At 74.2% G+C, this 14,739-nt stretch carries 13 protein-coding genes; 7 read left to right on the top strand and 6 right to left on the bottom strand.

Going from position 1 to position 14,739, the window contains the following annotated elements:
* Positions 1-92 precede the first annotated feature (92 nt).
* On the bottom strand, positions 93-968 hold the full coding sequence (locus MTO91_RS17005; RefSeq protein WP_405416551.1) for an adenosylcobinamide-GDP ribazoletransferase: 876 nt from the start codon (positions 966-968) through the stop codon (positions 93-95).
* On the bottom strand, positions 965-2,920 hold the full coding sequence (locus MTO91_RS17000) for a bifunctional adenosylcobinamide kinase/adenosylcobinamide-phosphate guanylyltransferase (RefSeq protein ID WP_405416552.1): 1,956 nt from the start codon (positions 2,918-2,920) through the stop codon (positions 965-967). The genes MTO91_RS17005 and MTO91_RS17000 overlap by 4 nt, the downstream gene beginning before the upstream one ends.
* A 42-nt stretch (positions 2,921-2,962) precedes the next feature.
* Between MTO91_RS17000 and MTO91_RS16995 the strand changes: the two genes are divergently transcribed.
* A complete protein-coding gene (locus MTO91_RS16995) occupies positions 2,963-3,577 on the top strand; it encodes a VOC family protein (RefSeq protein WP_405416553.1) in 615 nt (204 codons plus the stop codon).
* A 24-nt stretch (positions 3,578-3,601) separates the two neighbouring features.
* Here MTO91_RS16995 and MTO91_RS16990 read toward each other — a convergent pair whose 3' ends face one another.
* Positions 3,602-4,267 carry a DUF3043 domain-containing protein gene (locus MTO91_RS16990; RefSeq protein ID WP_073574146.1) on the bottom strand — a complete coding sequence of 222 codons (666 nt, stop codon included), beginning with the start codon at positions 4,265-4,267 and terminating at the stop codon, positions 3,602-3,604.
* 38 nt (positions 4,268-4,305) lie between these two features.
* On the opposite strand from MTO91_RS16990, the gene MTO91_RS16985 reads away from it, so the two are divergent.
* The 3 genes from MTO91_RS16985 (at position 4,306) to MTO91_RS16975 (ending at position 6,978) form a co-directional block, all read left to right on the top strand.
* The gene (locus MTO91_RS16985) at positions 4,306-5,421 is read left to right on the top strand and encodes a glycerate kinase family protein (RefSeq protein ID WP_346864561.1); all 1,116 of its coding nucleotides are present in this window, start codon (positions 4,306-4,308) and stop codon (positions 5,419-5,421) included.
* Positions 5,422-5,546: 125 nt separating this feature from the next.
* The gene (locus MTO91_RS16980; protein ID WP_062395963.1) at positions 5,547-5,918 is read left to right on the top strand and encodes a HesB/IscA family protein; all 372 of its coding nucleotides are present in this window, start codon (positions 5,547-5,549) and stop codon (positions 5,916-5,918) included.
* Between the two features lie 124 nt (positions 5,919-6,042).
* Positions 6,043-6,978: a carbohydrate kinase family protein gene (locus tag MTO91_RS16975; protein WP_251785340.1), complete on the top strand. Its 936-nt coding sequence runs from the start codon at positions 6,043-6,045 to the stop codon at positions 6,976-6,978.
* A 67-nt stretch (positions 6,979-7,045) separates the two neighbouring features.
* On the opposite strand, the gene asnB is transcribed toward MTO91_RS16975, so the two are convergent.
* Positions 7,046-8,992 (bottom strand): asparagine synthase (glutamine-hydrolyzing), encoded by a 1,947-nt coding sequence (gene asnB / locus MTO91_RS16970; RefSeq protein WP_476651849.1) that lies wholly within the window; start codon positions 8,990-8,992, stop codon positions 7,046-7,048.
* Positions 8,993-9,286: 294 nt separating this feature from the next.
* Between asnB and ctaC the strand changes: the two genes are divergently transcribed.
* On the top strand, positions 9,287-10,237 hold the full coding sequence (gene ctaC, locus MTO91_RS16965; RefSeq protein ID WP_226357677.1) for an aa3-type cytochrome oxidase subunit II: 951 nt from the start codon (positions 9,287-9,289) through the stop codon (positions 10,235-10,237).
* Positions 10,238-10,253: 16 nt separating this feature from the next.
* Positions 10,254-10,652 carry a cytochrome c oxidase subunit 4 gene (locus MTO91_RS16960; RefSeq protein ID WP_062395961.1) on the top strand — a complete coding sequence of 133 codons (399 nt, stop codon included), beginning with the start codon at positions 10,254-10,256 and terminating at the stop codon, positions 10,650-10,652.
* A 166-nt stretch (positions 10,653-10,818) separates the two neighbouring features.
* Here MTO91_RS16960 and MTO91_RS16955 read toward each other — a convergent pair whose 3' ends face one another.
* Both MTO91_RS16955 and MTO91_RS16950 read right to left on the bottom strand, forming a co-directional pair.
* Positions 10,819-11,778, bottom strand: coding sequence for a hypothetical protein (locus MTO91_RS16955; RefSeq protein WP_405416557.1), 960 nt, complete (start codon positions 11,776-11,778; stop codon positions 10,819-10,821).
* A 189-nt stretch (positions 11,779-11,967) separates the two neighbouring features.
* Entirely contained in the window at positions 11,968-13,125 is a 1,158-nt protein-coding gene (locus tag MTO91_RS16950) for an acyl-CoA dehydrogenase family protein (RefSeq protein ID WP_476651848.1), read from the bottom strand.
* A 139-nt stretch (positions 13,126-13,264) separates the two neighbouring features.
* Here MTO91_RS16950 and MTO91_RS16945 point away from each other — a divergent pair, with 139 nt between their 5' ends.
* Entirely contained in the window at positions 13,265-14,719 is a 1,455-nt protein-coding gene (locus tag MTO91_RS16945) for a sensor histidine kinase (RefSeq protein WP_100880530.1), read from the top strand.
* Positions 14,720-14,739: the final 20 nt, after the last annotated feature.

Genomic DNA, 14,739 nt, shown 5'->3' with positions numbered 1-14,739 from the left:
GCGCCCGCCTCGCGGACGGAACGCTCCACAACCGGTGATCTCGGAGGTCACCCGACCTGCCCGGCCGGATCACGCCCCGCGGACCACCCGGGTCACCCGGTGAGCGCGGCCGCCAGGACGACGAGGACCGCGGTGCCGCCGAGCTCGCAGGCCGCACCCAGGACGTCGCCGCTCATCCCGCCGAAGCGTCGCCGGGTGTGCCGGGCCAGGCCCACCACGAGCACCGCCGCGAGCAGCACCGCCCCGGCGACGGCGAGCACCACCCCGGCTGCGCCGAGCGTCCCGGCCCCGGCCGTGCCCGCCGCCAGGACGGCGGTGTCCCGCTGCGGCTCGACGGTGACGACCAGCGCGGCGGCCGCGGCCGCCGCCAGACCGGTCCACCACAGCGGCGCCACCCACACCGGCTGCGACCCGGCGACCGTCGCGCCCAGCCCGCCCGGGCGCGCAGCGGGCGTCCCGCGGCGCGCGACCCAGCAGAACCCGGCCCGCCCGGTCGCCGCGGCCAGCGCGCAGACGACGAGCACGACCGTGGGCGGCGCGGACGCCAGCTGCGCGAGGGCGGCGGCGCGGGCGCCCAGCACCACCAGCAGCGTGACGACGGCGAACGGTCCGGCCCCGCCGTCGGCCATGATCCGCAGTGCCCGCTCCGGCGGGCCGTAGCTGCCCAGGCCGTCGGCGGTGTCGGCGATGCCGTCGACGTGCATCCCGCGCGTCGCGAGTGCGCCCGCCCCGACCGTCAGCAGGCCCGCGACCAGCGGGGACACCCCGGCGGCGGCCAGACCGGTGAGCAGTGCCCCGCCTGCGACGCCGAGCCCGGCGCCGACCAGCGGCGCCCAGCGCAGGGCGGCCGCGGCGACGCCGTCGGGCAGCGCGCCGTCGTCGGAGGTGCGGACCCGGGCGGGCACGACGGTCAGCCAGCTGACCGCCAGCGCGAGCCCCGCGAGGGGACCGGGCCGGGGTCCGCTCACCGGCCGGCGCCTGCCGGCACCGTCACGTCACCCGGGACGACGCCGGTGTCCTGCGCGGTCCCGGTCTCGGCGAGCAGCCGCGCCGCGGTGACCAGCAGCGGCAGCGCCGTCACCGCGGCGGTGCCGTCCTCGGTGCGCACCGCCAGGTCCAGCAGCGGCACCAGCGACAGGTGCTCCAGGACGAGCGTCGCGGCCGGTTCGGTCGACGGCTGCGCGGCGACCCACCAGTCCTTCGCCCCGGGGGCCAGCTCGTCGGCGAGCAGGGCCGCCGCGCCGACGGCCAGACCGTCGAGCACCGTGGGCACCTTGCGCTCCGCGGCCCGGGCGAGGAACCCGGCGAGCACGATCAGGTCCGTGCCGCCGACCGTGCGCAGCAGCGCCAGCGGGTCGCGCAGGTGCGGACGGGCCCGGCGCAGCGCGTCGCGGATCGCGACGGCCTTGCGCATCCAGGCGCGGTCGTCGATCCCCGAGGCCCGCCCCACGACGGCGACGGGCTCGGCCCCGGTCACGGCCGCGACGAGCGTGGCGGCGGGGGTCGTCACGCCGACGGCGAGCGTCGCCGGGATCAGCAGGTCCGCGCCGGCGTCGATCTCGGCGTCGGCCAGCCGCCGCCCGGTAAGCCACGCCGCGGTGGCGCGCTCACCGTCCAGGGCGTCCTCGCGGTCGATCCGGCCGGTGCCGTGCGCGACGAGCCAGCCCGGCTCGGCGCCCTCGGCCCCGGACACGAGACCGACGTCGACGACCCGCACGGTCGCCCCGGCGGCCCGCGCGGCGACGGTGACCGGCAGCCGTCCGGCCGCGGCGGCGGTGGCGCGCACCGCGGACACCTGCGGCGGGTAGGCCGAGACGCCGTTCCCGGCGATGCCGTGGTCGGCGGCGAGCAGCACCACCCGGGCGCGCACGGGCGCCTGCGGGGGACAGGTGCCCTGGCAGGACGCCAGCCACACGCCCAGCTCGCCGAGCCTGCCGAGCCCGCCGGTGGGCATGGCGAGCCCCTCGACCAGGGCGACGGCCGCACGGCGGCTGCGGGAGTCCGGCCGTCCGACGGTGACCGGGACGATCTCCACGTCGGACTCGGTGATCGAGGCGGGGGTCGTCGCGGCTCCCGCGACGGCGCCCGCGGCCGCCCCGGTCGCGGGGAGGACCGCACCCGGGACCCCGGCGGGGGTGCCCGCGACGGCGCCGTCGGGTTCGGCGACGTCGGTGCCGACGGGCCCGCCGGCTCCGGCAGCCGGGACACCGGTCCCCTCGGGAGCCGCGGACCCGGTGGCGGAGCCGGGCGCGCCTGCTCCCGCGGCGTCGAGCCCGGAGCCGGGGCCCGCCACGACGGGACCGGCGGGTGGTCCCGCCGCCGACGCCGTGGGGACGGGTGTCGGGGCGACACCGGTCCCCGGCTCGGTGACGGCGGGAGCGGGCAGGGTGAGCGCCCGCCCCGCCACCACCAGCACGACGTCGTCGCACACCCGCGCGACGGCGGCGTTCAGCTCACCCAGCCGGTCCCGGAACAGCCGCCCGGCGCGGGTGTCCGGCACGACCCCCAGTCCGGTCTCGGCGGAGACCAGCACCAGCGGTCCCGGTGCGGCGGCGACCGCGGCGACCAGGCCGTCGACGGCGGCGTCGACCGTGGCGGGCACGACCGGGGCGTCCCAGGCGCCGGCATCGTCGAGGACCCCGGTCAGCCAGGTCGCCAGGTCGTCGACCAGCACCGGGCCGGGCCGGGCGAGTGCGGTCGCCAGCTCGGTGCCGCCGACCTCCTCGGTGGTCCAGTGGGCGGGACGCCGGGCGGTGTGCGCGGCGATGCGCGCGTCCCAGTCGGTGTCGCCGGGGATCCGCCGGCCGGTCGCGAGGTAGCGGACCGCCGCGTCGTCGCCGAGCAGTTCCTCGGCGTGCCGCGACTTGCCGGAGCGCGTGCCCCCGAGCACGAGCGTCCGCAGTTCGACGGGAGGAGTCACGCCGCACATCGTGTCCTACCGGTCCCCGGTAGCGTCGCGAAGGTGCTCGATCATCTGGTCCTGGCCACCCCCGACGTCGACGACACCGCCGCTGACCTGGCCGGACGTCATCTCCACACGCTCGAGGGCGGGCCGCACGTCGGTGTCGGCACCCGCAACCGGCTGGCCGGGATCGGGCCGGGCCGGTACCTGGAGGTGGTCGGCCCCGACCCCGCGCAGGACGAGCCGGACGCACCGCGCCCGTTCCGGATCGACACCCTGACCGCGCCCGCGCTGGTGACCTGGGCGGTGCGTGTCGACGACCTCGACGCCGCGCTCGACGCGGCCCGCGCCGCCGGGCACGACCCGGGACCCGCCCGGGACATGTCCCGCAGGCGCCCGGACGGCACGCTGCTCGCGTGGCGGCTCGCGTTCCCGCCCGACGACGCGGGCGGGGTGCTGCCGTTCCTCATCGACTGGGGCGCCACCCGGCACCCGTCGTCGGACCTGCCGGTCCCGGCGAGCCTGCGCACGCTGCGCCTGACCCACCCCGAGCCGGAGCGGGTGACCGCACTGCTCGACGCGGTCGGTGCGGGTGGGGAGGCCGAGGTCGTCGCGGGGGAGTCGCCGTCGCTGCAGGCCGTTCTGGACCTGCCCGGCGGGCCGCTCGTGCTCTGAGAGCAGGGGCCCGCCGGGACGGTGTCAGACCGTGTCGCCGCGCTTGACGCGCGGCTTGGGCACCCGCATGCGGCGCGGCTGGGTGGCGCGGGAGAACGCGTACCACCCGGTGCCGAGGCCCTTGATCTCCTCGTCGGGGAACTTCGCGCGGGCCTTCTTCAGGACCTGCATGCCCAGCAGCGTGCCCTCGACGACCATCACGATCAGCATCAGGAACGTGAACAGCGTGACGTACTGCTGGATCACCGGGTTCTGGATGAGCGCGGCGACCAGCACGAGCGCGGCCAGCGGCAGGAACAGCCCGATGACGTGCGGGCGCGAGTCGACGATGTCGCGCACGTACGCCCGCACCTTGCCGCGGTCGCGGGGGAGCAGCACGCGGTCGTCGCCGGCGTCCATCCGCTTGCGGCGCTCCAGCGCCTTCGCCCGGCGCTCGTCCTTCGACGGCCGGGTGGCGCGGGCCAGCTTCGCGGCCTCCCGCTGCGTACGCGGCGGGGGCGGCGCGGGACCGCGCCGCCTGCCCTCGGCGTCACGGCGCTTCGGTGTCGCCCGGCCCTTGCCGGGGGTGGTGTGGGGACGCGAGCGGGTCGCGCCCTCGTCCTCCGTCTCCGCAGCGTCCGTGCCCGCCGGGGACTCGACGGCCGTCTGACCGGCCTGGTCGGAGCTCTCGGAGCGGCGCAGGAACCTCACAGGTGTCCACAATACGGGCCGCCGCTAGCCTGCCCCGCATGCGCATCGTGGTGGCTCCCGACTCCTTCGGCGGAACCCTCAGCGCACGGGAGGCGGCCGAGGCGATCGCCGCGGGCTGGCGGCGCGGCGTGCCCGGAGCCGACGTCGCGATCGTCCCCCTCGCCGACGGCGGCACCGGCTTCGCGGAGGTGCTGCACACCGCGCTCGGCGGGACCGTGCACGAGCTGGAGGTCACCGGCCCGCTCGGTGACCCGGTGACCGGGTCCTGGCTTCGCGTCGGCGACACGGCCTACCTGGAGTGCGCCTCGGCGTGCGGGCTGCACCACGTCCCGCGCGAGGACCGGGTCCCCGGGGTCGCCCGAACCGCGACGACGTCCGGGGTGGGGGAGCTGCTCGCCGCCGCCCGCGACGCCGGCGTCACCACCGCCGTCGTGGGGCTCGGCGGGTCCGCCACCACCGACGGCGGCGCCGGTCTGCTGGCCGCGCTCGGCGCCGTCCCCGTCGACGACGACGGCCTCCCGCTCCCGCCCGGCGGCGCGGCCCTGGACTGCTGCGCCCGTCTCGACGGGACCCCCGACCTGGGCGGGATGACGCTGGTCGCGGCGAGCGACGTCGACAACCCGCTGCTCGGACCGCACGGCGCCGCCGCCGTGTTCGGCCCGCAGAAGGGCGCCGACGACGCCGCCGTCACCGAGCTGGACGCCGCGCTGACCGTGTTCGCCGGGGTCCTCGCCGACCTGGCCGGGCGCGAGGTGCGCGACCTGCCCTCGGCCGGCGCCGCGGGTGGTCTCGGCGCCGCGCTGCTCGCCCTCGGGGCGCGGGTCGAGTCCGGTGCCGGGCTGGTCCGCGGCCTGGTCGGGCTCGACGCCGAGCTGGACGCCGCCGACGTCGCCGTCACCGGGGAGGGCAGCTTCGACTGGCAGTCGCTGCGCGGGAAGCTCGTCACCGCCGTCGCCCGGGGCGCGGCCGACCGCGGGACGCCGTGCGTGGTGCTGGCCGGTCAGGTCAGCGTGGGCCGCCGCGAGGCCGCGGCGGCCGGGGTCGACGCGGCGTTCGGGGTCGCGGAGGAGTTCGGCCTGGAGGCCTCGATGGCGGACCCGGCCGGGACACTCGCCGACCTGGCGGAACGTGTCGCACCGCGCTGGAGCCGGTGAGCCCCGTCACCCGCCCGTCGGCGATTCGCACGGTCTCCGCACGGATGCGGACCGGCCCGACGTCGTACTATGGATTCCGACGCCCGGTGGGAACAGGGCGGACCACGCACGTTGTTGGGAGAGTCATGACCGTTGACAACACCTTGGACGCGGGCGCGACCACGGAGCAGACGCACGGCGTGGAGCTGACCGACTCCGCTGCCGTCAAGGCGCGCACCCTGCTCGAGCAGGAGGGCCGCGACGACATGCACCTGCGCATCGCCGTGCAGCCCGGTGGCTGTGCCGGCCTGCGCTACCAGCTCTTCTTCGACGACCGGTCGCTCGACGGTGACCTCTTCCGTGACTTCCACGGTCTCAAGGTCGGCGTCGACCGGATGAGCGCCCCGTACCTGCAGGGCGCCACGATCGACTTCGTCGACACCATCGAGAAGCAGGGCTTCACGATCGACAACCCGAACGCGGGCGGCTCCTGCGCCTGTGGCGACAGCTTCAACTGACGTCGCACAGCAGCACCTCCGAAGGGCCCCGCCGGTGATCTCCGGCGGGGCCCTTCGGCGTGGGTGACGTAGGGTCCCCGGTGTGCCTATTGCCGTGACGGGTTCGATCGCCTCCGACAACCTCATGCATTTTCCGGGGAAGTTCTCCGAGCAGATCCTGGCCGACCAGCTGGACCGGATCTCGGTCAGCTTCCTGGTCGACGACCTGACGGTCCGCCGGGGCGGCGTGGCCGGCAACATCGCCTTCGCGCTCGGTGTGCTCGGCCAGAACCCGGTGCTGATCGGCGCCGTCGGTGCCGACTTCGCCGAGTACAAGCAGGTCCTCGACGACCTGGGTGTCGACACCTCCGGGGTGCACACCCACGACGACGTCCACACCGCCCGCTTCGTCTGCACCACCGACGACGACATGCGTCAGATCGCGTCCTTCTACACCGGCGCCATGGCCAAGTCGAAGGAGATCGAGCTCGCCCCGATCGCCGAGCGCGTCGGCGGGTTCGACCTGGTGCTCATCGGTGCCAGCGACCCCGAGGCCATGCTGCGCCACACCGACGAGTGCCGCACCCAGGGCTACCCCTTCCTCGCCGACCCCTCCCAGCAGCTCGCCCGGATGGAGGGCCCCGAGGTCCGCCGCCTCATCGAGGGCGCGACCTACCTGGTCACCAACGACTACGAGTTCGAGCTGCTGCTCAAGAAGACCGGCTGGACCGCCGAGGAGATCGGCGCCAAGGTCGGCACCCGCATCACCACCTTCGGCGAGAAGGGCGCGCTGATCGTCGAGGCCGACGGCACCGAGACCCGGATCGACGTCGTCCCGCCGACCGAGCTGGTCGACCCGACCGGCGTCGGCGACGCCTGGCGCGCCGGATTCCTGACCGCGCTCGGTGCCGGGCTGTCGCTGGAGCGTTCGGCCCAGCTGGGTGCGCTCATCGCGACCTACGTCCTGGAGTCCGACGGCCCGCAGGAGTGGACCTGGGACCGCGACGCCGCGCTGACCCGCCTGGCCGACGCGTTCGGCGAGGCCGCGGCCGACGAGCTGCGCGCCGTCCTGCCCGCCTGACCCCCTCCGGACGCCGACGGGCCGGCACCCCTCAGGGGTGCCGGCCCGTCCGTCGTGCGGGGACCGCTCAGATCTTGACCGGGTAGGTCGGGGTCGGGACCTCGGGCACGATCCGCTTCTCGACGAAGATCCCGTGCCACAGCAGGAAGACCAGCACCGCCCAGATCCGGCGGGAGTGGTCGACCGGGCCCTCGCGGTGCGCGTCGAGCATGCGGTGCACGGCCTGCAGGTCGATCAGGTGCCCGGCACCGGAGTTCTGCAGGATGTCGCGCGCCCAGGCGTACATCTCGTCGCGCAGCCAGTGCCGGATCGGCACCGGGAAGCCGAGCTTCGGCCGGTTGAGCACGTGCGGCGGGATGATGCCCTCGCAGGCCCGGCGCAGCGCGTACTTCGTCGTGCCGTTCGAGCCGTGGGTGATCTTCTGCGACTGCGGCAGCGACGAGGCGATGTCGAAGACCTCGGGGTCGAGGAACGGCACCCGCAGCTCCAGCGAGTGCGCCATCGTCATCTTGTCGGCCTTGACCAGGATGTCGCCGCGCAGCCAGGTGAACAGGTCGACGTGCTGCATCCGGGCGACCGGGTCCCAGTCGTGGCTGGCGAAGTAGTGCGGCGCCGTCACGTCCTGGTGCGACACCCGCGGGTCGTAGCCGCGCAGGACCTCGTGGAGCTGGTCGTCGCGGAAGATGCGGGCGTTGCCGTAGTAGCGCTGCTCCATCGACAGCGACCCGCGGCGCAGCAGGTCCTTGCCCCGCATGCCCTCGGGCATCTTGCGCGACGCCCGGCGCATGAGCGGCTTGAGCGTGCCGGGGACCTTCTCGAACGGCGACAGCGACAGCGGCTCGCGGTAGATCGAGTACCCGCCGAACAGCTCGTCGGCGCCCTCGCCGGACAGCACGACCTTGACGTGCTGGCGGGCCTCGCGGGCGATGAACCACAGCGGGACCAGCGCCGGGTCGGCGACCGGGTCGTCGAGGTACCAGATGATGAGCGGCAGGGCCTCCATCATCTCGTCCGGCTTGACGGTGCGGACCACGTGCCGCACGCCGATCGCGGCGGCGGACTCCGCGGCCACGTCGACCTCGGAGTAGCCCTCGCGCTCGAACCCGGTGGTGAAGGTGATCAGGTTCGGGTTGTGCTCCTTGGCGAGCGCCGCGATCGCGGTGGAGTCGATCCCGCCGGACAGGAACGCACCGACGGTGACGTCGGCCCGCATGTGCTTGGCGACCGAGTCGCGCAGCACGTCGGCGATCTCGCCGTGCACGATCGCCTCCGCCTCGGCGCTGGCCGGGGCGTGGCTGGGCAGCGAGATGAACTTCGGCGCGAAGTAGCGCTGGTGCAGCGGCTCCTCGCCGGGGCGCACGGTGACGTGCGTGCCGGACTCGACGCGCGAGATCATCCGGTGCAGCGACATCGGCTCGGGCACGTACTGCAGGGTCAGGTAGTGCTGCAGCGCGGCCGGCTCCAGGTCCAACCCGATCTCCAGCTCACCGGCCAGCGACAGCAGCGACTTCTTCTCGCTGGCGAACGCGGTGCCGACCGGGGTGGTGGCCAGGAACAGCGGCTTGATGCCGAACGGGTCGCGGGCCAGGAACAGCTCGCGCTCCACGACGTCCCAGATGGCGAAGGCGAACATGCCGCGCAGGCGCTGTACGGCGTCGGGGCCCCAGTAGTGGAACGCCGCGACGATGACCTCGCCGTCGCCGTCGGTGGCGAACGCCGCGTCGTAGGTCTCGATCAGCTCCTCACGGAGCTCGAGGTAGTTGTAGATCTCGCCGTTGAAGACGATGGTGTAGCGGGTGTCCTCGCCCGGCACCGGCCCCCAGTGCAGGGGTTGGTGGGAATGGTCCACGTCGATGATCGACAACCGGTTGAACCCGAGGACGAGGTCGTGGTCGTTCCACGTCTCGCTCTCGTCGGGTCCCCGATGCCGCGCACAGCGTAGCCCGTCGACGATCGGGTCGACCCGGGTCGCGGCGTCCGCCCCGGCGGTCAGCAATCCCAGCAGTCCGCACACACCGGTTAGTATGCCGAGTCAGCCGGACGGGTCTCGCGCGCCCCGGTGCGAAACGGTCTTCCCGCTGCGAGACTGCCTGTTTCCCCTGCGGCGGTGACGACGTTCACGCCCTGTCCGGGAACCCCCGGGGGGCGCGGCCCGACCGGGGTTCGTCTAGGCTCTACGCGAGGTCGAAGACGGTGCTCCATACGGGTGGCACATGATCCCCTTCGACCGCGGTGTCGTGACGGCGGAGCAAGGAAGAACGTGCTGGCAGTGCGGCGTACGCAGGAGACGACAGGAAGGCGGCGTGCAGTGGCCCGAACCGAAGGCCGCTCCCGGATCGCCCGGGCGGCGAAGGTGGCCGTGGTCGGCCTGCTGGCGGCTCCGGCTCTGGCCGGTTGCTCGGTCCAGGAGGTCATCCGGTTCGGGTGGCCCGAGGGGGTGACCCCCGAGGCCGAGTCGATGCGCAACCTGTGGACCTGGTCCGCGATCGCGGCGCTGGTCGTCGGTGTCATCACCTGGGGCGCCATGTTCTGGGCGATGATCCTGCACCGGAAGCGCAAGGACGACGACGGCTCGCTGCCGCGCCAGACGCAGTACAACCTGCCGGTCGAGCTCGTCTTCACGGCGATCCCCACCGTCATCGTCGCCGTGCTCTTCGGCTTCACGGTGAACGTGCAGAACTACATCGACAAGGAGAACCCGACCGCGGGCGGCCCGGCCGACCTGCGGGTCGACATCGTCGGGTTCCAGTGGAACTGGGAGTTCTCCTACCCCGACGAGGCCGGCCAGGGCGGACGCCCGGTGAGCACGCTGGGGACGAGCGACACGATCCCGATCATGGTCCTCCCGACCGACCGGTCGATCCAGTTCACGCAGCGCTCGCCCGACGTGATCCACTCGTTCTACGTGCCGGAGTTCCTCTTCAAGCGCGACGTCTTCCCGTTCCCGGAGCGGAACGAGCAGGACAACACCTACATCATCGACCGGATCGACCGTGAGGGTGCGTTCGTCGGTCGCTGCGCCGAGCTGTGCGGCACGTACCACTCGCAGATGAACTTCGAGGTGCGTGCCCTGGAGCCCGCGCTGTTCGACCGGTACATCCAGCTCCGCAAGGAGACCAACCCGCAGACCGGGCAGGCCTACTCGACCGGCGAGGCGCTGCAGGCGCTGAACTGCGGCGAGTGGTGCGCGCCGGAGGCGATCAGCACGCAACCGTTCTCGACCGACCGTGGCCAGCTGGCCGCGCAGGTCACGGGCTGAGGGAGGACGCGCACCCATGAAGATCGAGTCCCGGCTCTTCGAGATCGTCACCGGCTTCTTCATCCTGGCCGCGCTGGCGTACATGTTCATCGCCGGTGAGGTCGTCGGCGTGACCGCGCTCTGGCTGACCGCCGGTCTGTCGCTGATCGTCGGCACGTACTTCCGGTTCGTCTCCCGCCGCCTCGAGGAGCGCCCCGAGGACAACCCCGAGGCCGAGGTGTCCGACGGTGCCGGCGAGGTGGGCTTCTTCTCCGCCGGCAGCTACTGGCCGCTCGGCCTGGCCGCCGCGGCCGCCTTCGCCGCCCTGGGTGTGGCCTTCTGGTACGCCTGGATGATCGTCATCGGCATGACGCTGGTGCTGATCGCCGTCGGCGGCCTGGTGTTCGAGTACCACCGGGGCCCCGCCGCCCACTGATCGACCGCAGCCCACGACGGCCCAGCCCGGGATCCCCGGGCGGGGCCTCGTCGTCCCAGCTGCTGCCTCTCACCTCCGCGGCTCCCCGGCCTGCCCCCAGGGGAACTCTCGTGGCTTAGAGCGCTACGAGAGTTCCCCTGGGGGCACCCCTGGGTCGCCCCGCGGCTCAGGCGGCGTCGTCGAGGTGGACGACGTCGGGACGGGGCTGGGCGAGAGCGCGGGCGTGACATCGGCGTAGCTCGTCGACGATCTCGGCCGGTCGTCGTCGCAGGTCCGAGGGCAGCGTCTGCACCACGACGACACCGTGCCTGCTGAGGGCGGCCCGCCTGCGCACGGTGCGGGCGTAGTCCTCCGGGGAGAGGTGGAACTCGATTGAGTCGATCTCCCAGGCGAGACCCGCGTCCGGCCACCAGAAGTCGACGACGGCGATCAGGACGCCACGCCGGTCGGTCAGCCGGACGTTGGACCGCGGCACCGGCAGACCGCTGCGGAGCGCCAGCTTCCGCGCCCTGGCCTCGGCCACGGAGCGCACTCCCGCGGTCATCTCGCCGAGGACCGCCCGGGGCAGGGCGACTCCCCGGCTGCTGCAGACAGCCAGCTCCTCCCGGAGCTCGTCGATCGTGCCGTGCCCGTGTTGCAAAAGATCGGCGAACAGGTCCCGGACGAAGTCGCGATCGCGGGAGCACCGAGCCGCGTCGACTGCCGCGCGCACCACCGGTGCGACCGGGTGCCGGCGTGCTCCCGGGACCGGCAGACGCCGCGTCCGTTCCGTCCGCACCACCGACCACCTTCCGCGCCGACGGTCGTGCGGGACGAGCACGTGCACCGGGCCGTGGGGCGACGGCGCGGTGCGCACACCGTGCAGGTGCAAGGCGTCGAGCCCGGTCAGCATCGCGTCCGGCCCGGCGACGATCAGGGCTGCCCGCTGCCGGTCGTCTCGGACCACGGAGCCGTTGGACAGCTTGACGACCCCGGGACAGAGACTGCGCCACGGCCCGCCCGGCCGGCAGCGGCGGGCGATCGTCCTGCGGTCCAGGCCCAGCCTCTCGAGCTCACGGACCGGGACGACGGGTTCGCGGAGCTCGGACAGGACCTCAGCGGGTGAGGGGGCGCTGCGTCGGGGCACCCGACCAGCGTGCCCCCGTCCGGCCCCGCAACCGGGACGACTTCCTCCCCTGTGGACAACCATCCTTGCGCCACTCCCGCCCGGACTGCCCCGAGTGTCACTTTCGTGGCTTAGAGCGCTACGAGAGTGACTCTGGGAGCTACCCGGAGGGCGGGGCGGGGCGGGGGCGGTCTGGGGCGCGGGGCGCGGTCAGCCCCGGGCGGCGCGGCCGAGCGCGTCGCGGGCGATGATGACCTGCTGGATCTGGCTGGTGCCCTCGTAGATCCGGAAGAGCCGGGCGTCGCGGTAGAACCGCTCGACGGCGACGCCGCGCATGTAGCCCGCCCCGCCGTGCACCTGCACCGCGCGGTCGGCGACCCGGCCCACCATCTCCGAGCAGAAGTACTTCGCGGCAGCGGGCCCGGAGACCATGTCGGTGCCGTCGTCGAAGCTGCGGGCGGCGTCGAGGACCAGGCCGCGGCCCGCGCGGGCGTCGGTCACCGAGTCCGCGACCAGGCCCTGGACCAGTTGGAACCGGGCGATCGGCTTGCCGCCCTGCTCGCGGGTGCGGGCGAACTCGACGGTCTCGTGGACCAGCCGGTCGGCCATCCCGACGCAGACCGCGCCGATGTGCAGCCGGCCGTGGGCGAGGCACTTCGCGGCGACGAGGAAGCCCCTGTCGATGCCCTCCTCGCCGCCGACGACGTTCTCGAACGGGACGCGGACGTCGTCGAGGTACACGTCGGCGGTCCAGGCGCCGAACTGGCCCATCTTGTGGTCCTTCGGCCCGACCGAGAGGCCGGGGGTGCCCTTCGGGACGAGGAAGGTGGAGATGCCGCGGTTGCCGGGGGCGTCCGGGTCGGTCCGCGCGAACACCATGATCACGTCGGCGACGGGGGAGTTGGTGATGTAGCGCTTGGAGCCGTTGAGGACCCAGCCGTCGCCGTCGCGGACGGCCCGGGTGGTGAGCGAGGAGGGGTCGGAGCCGGCGTCGGCCTCCGTCAGCCCGAACGAGGCGGTGACCTCGCCGGAGGCGAGCCGGGGCAGCCACTGCTTCTTCTGCTCCTCGGTGCCGCCCTCCAGCAGCACGTGCCCGGCGATGCCGTTGTTGGTGCCGAACAGCGAGCGCAGCGCGGGGGTCGTCCAGCCGAGCTCGAACGCGAGGCGGACCTCCTGCGAGGCGGTCAGGCCGAGGCCGCCGTACTGCTCGGGGATGGTGAAGCCGTAGAGGCCCATCTCCTTGCACTGGGCGACGATGCGCTCGGGGACGGCGTCCTCGGCGTCGATCCGCTCCTCCTGCGGCACCACCTCGGTGCGGATGAAGTCACGGACGGAGTCCAGGACGTCGGTGAGGTCGGCGGGGTCCACGGGCACACCTTCTCGCGTCGTCGCGTCTGTTACCGAGGGGTAGCTCACCATGTCGCCCCCGTCCCACGCGACCCCGGCGGGGTGTTCGTCACCGCCTATCCTCGGGGTGCACCCGTGCCGCGCCGAGCAGGAGGACCGCATGTCCGAGGAGCCGGCCGACCGCGACCTCGCCACCCGCCCCCGCCCCGCCCCCGACGAGCCGGGCGGCAGCCACCTGGACCCGCACCTCGTCCGCGCGCTGGAGGGCTGGGGCAACGGCGCGTTGCGCGAGTACCTGCTGCGCGACGGCGGCCTGCACCTGCCGCACCCGCCGGGCTGGCCGTCGTCGTGGCCGGGGCGCACCCGGCTGGGCGCCCAGATGGCCTACCTGCTGACCGGGCTGCCGCTGGCGGTCGTCAGCGGGGTCGTGGTCCTGGTCGGGCTGGTGCTGGGCGCGGGGACGTTCGTGATCTGGATCGGGCTGCCGATCACCGTCGGGCTGCTGGCCGCGGCGCGCGGGTTCGCCGAGCTGGAGCGCCGGGCCACCGAGGCCGCGACCGGTGGCCCGCTCCCGCCGCACCACTACCGGCCCAACCGCGGGCGCTCGCTGATGGGGCGGCTGTTCCGGGCCCTGGCCGACCCGCAGAGCTGGCGCGACGTCGCGCACGCCGTCACCGCGCTGCCGGTGCGGACGGTGACCGCGGCGATCGCGCTGGTGTGGTCGGTCACCGGCCTGGGCGGGCTGTTCTACGTGTTCTGGCAGTGGTCGCTGCCGCGAGGGCCGAACAACTGGACCCTGTTCGGCTCGATCACGGGCATCGACTCCACCCTCGGCGACGTCGCGCTCAACACCGGGCTCGGCGTCCTGCTGCTGATGACCCTTCCGACCGTCGTGCGCTGGCTGACCGACGTGCGCGCCCTGCTCGCCCGCGGCCTGCTCACCAACCAGACCGCCGCGCTGCGGGCACGCGCGCTGGCGCTGGCCGCCGGCCGCCGGGCGGCCGTCGCGGCCGAGGCGCAGACCCTGCGCCGGCTCGAACGCGACATCCACGACGGGCCGCAGCAGCGCCTGGTGCGGCTGGGCATGGACCTGGAGTCCGCCGTCCGGCGCCTCGACGACGACCCCGAGCGCGCCCGCCCGCTGTTGCACGAGGCCCTGGAACAGAGCCGCGAAGCGCTCTCGGAACTGCGTGCGCTGTCCCGGGGCATCGCGCCGCCGATCCTGGCCGACCGCGGGCTCGGCCCGGCGTTGCGGGCCGCCGCGGGGCGCTGCCCGGTCCCGGTCGACCTCGACGTCGGCCTCGACGACGGCACCCGGCTGCCCGCCCTGGTCGAGAACACCGCGTACTTCGTGGTGACCGAGGCGCTCACCAACATCGCCAAGCACGCCGGCGCGACCGCGGTGACGGTCACCGTGACCGTCGACGAGACCCTGCTGCGGGTCTGCGTCCGCGACGACGGCCGCGGCGGCGCCCACCCGGGCAAGGGCCACGGCCTGGCCGGGCTCGCCGACCGGCTGGAGATCGTCGAGGGACGCCTGGAGGTCGACAGCCCGCCGGGTGGCCCGACCGTCCTGACCGCGGAGGTCCCGGTCGCCGGCCTGGGGGACGCGTGACCCAGGATGGGGCCATGACG

The sequence above is a fragment of the Pseudonocardia sp. 2-7 genome (assembly GCF_056341085.1).
The sequence above is the reverse complement of the archived record's forward strand: the minus strand, read 5'-3'. Positions and strand labels throughout refer to the sequence as shown.

Bases quoted from the DNA above. Each gene is read 5' to 3' on its own strand.
- MTO91_RS16975 (WP_251785340.1), top strand. From the start codon at position 6,043: ATGCATTTTCCGGGGAAGTTCTCCGAGCAGATCCTGGCCGACCAGCTG.
- MTO91_RS16960 (WP_062395961.1), top strand. From the start codon at position 10,254: ATGAAGATCGAGTCCCGGCTCTTCGAGATCGTCACCGGCTTCTTCATC.
- MTO91_RS16945 (WP_100880530.1), top strand. From the start codon at position 13,265: ATGTCCGAGGAGCCGGCCGACCGCGACCTCGCCACCCGCCCCCGCCCC.
- MTO91_RS16985 (WP_346864561.1), top strand. From the start codon at position 4,306: ATGCGCATCGTGGTGGCTCCCGACTCCTTCGGCGGAACCCTCAGCGCA.
- MTO91_RS16980 (WP_062395963.1), top strand. From the start codon at position 5,547: ATGACCGTTGACAACACCTTGGACGCGGGCGCGACCACGGAGCAGACG.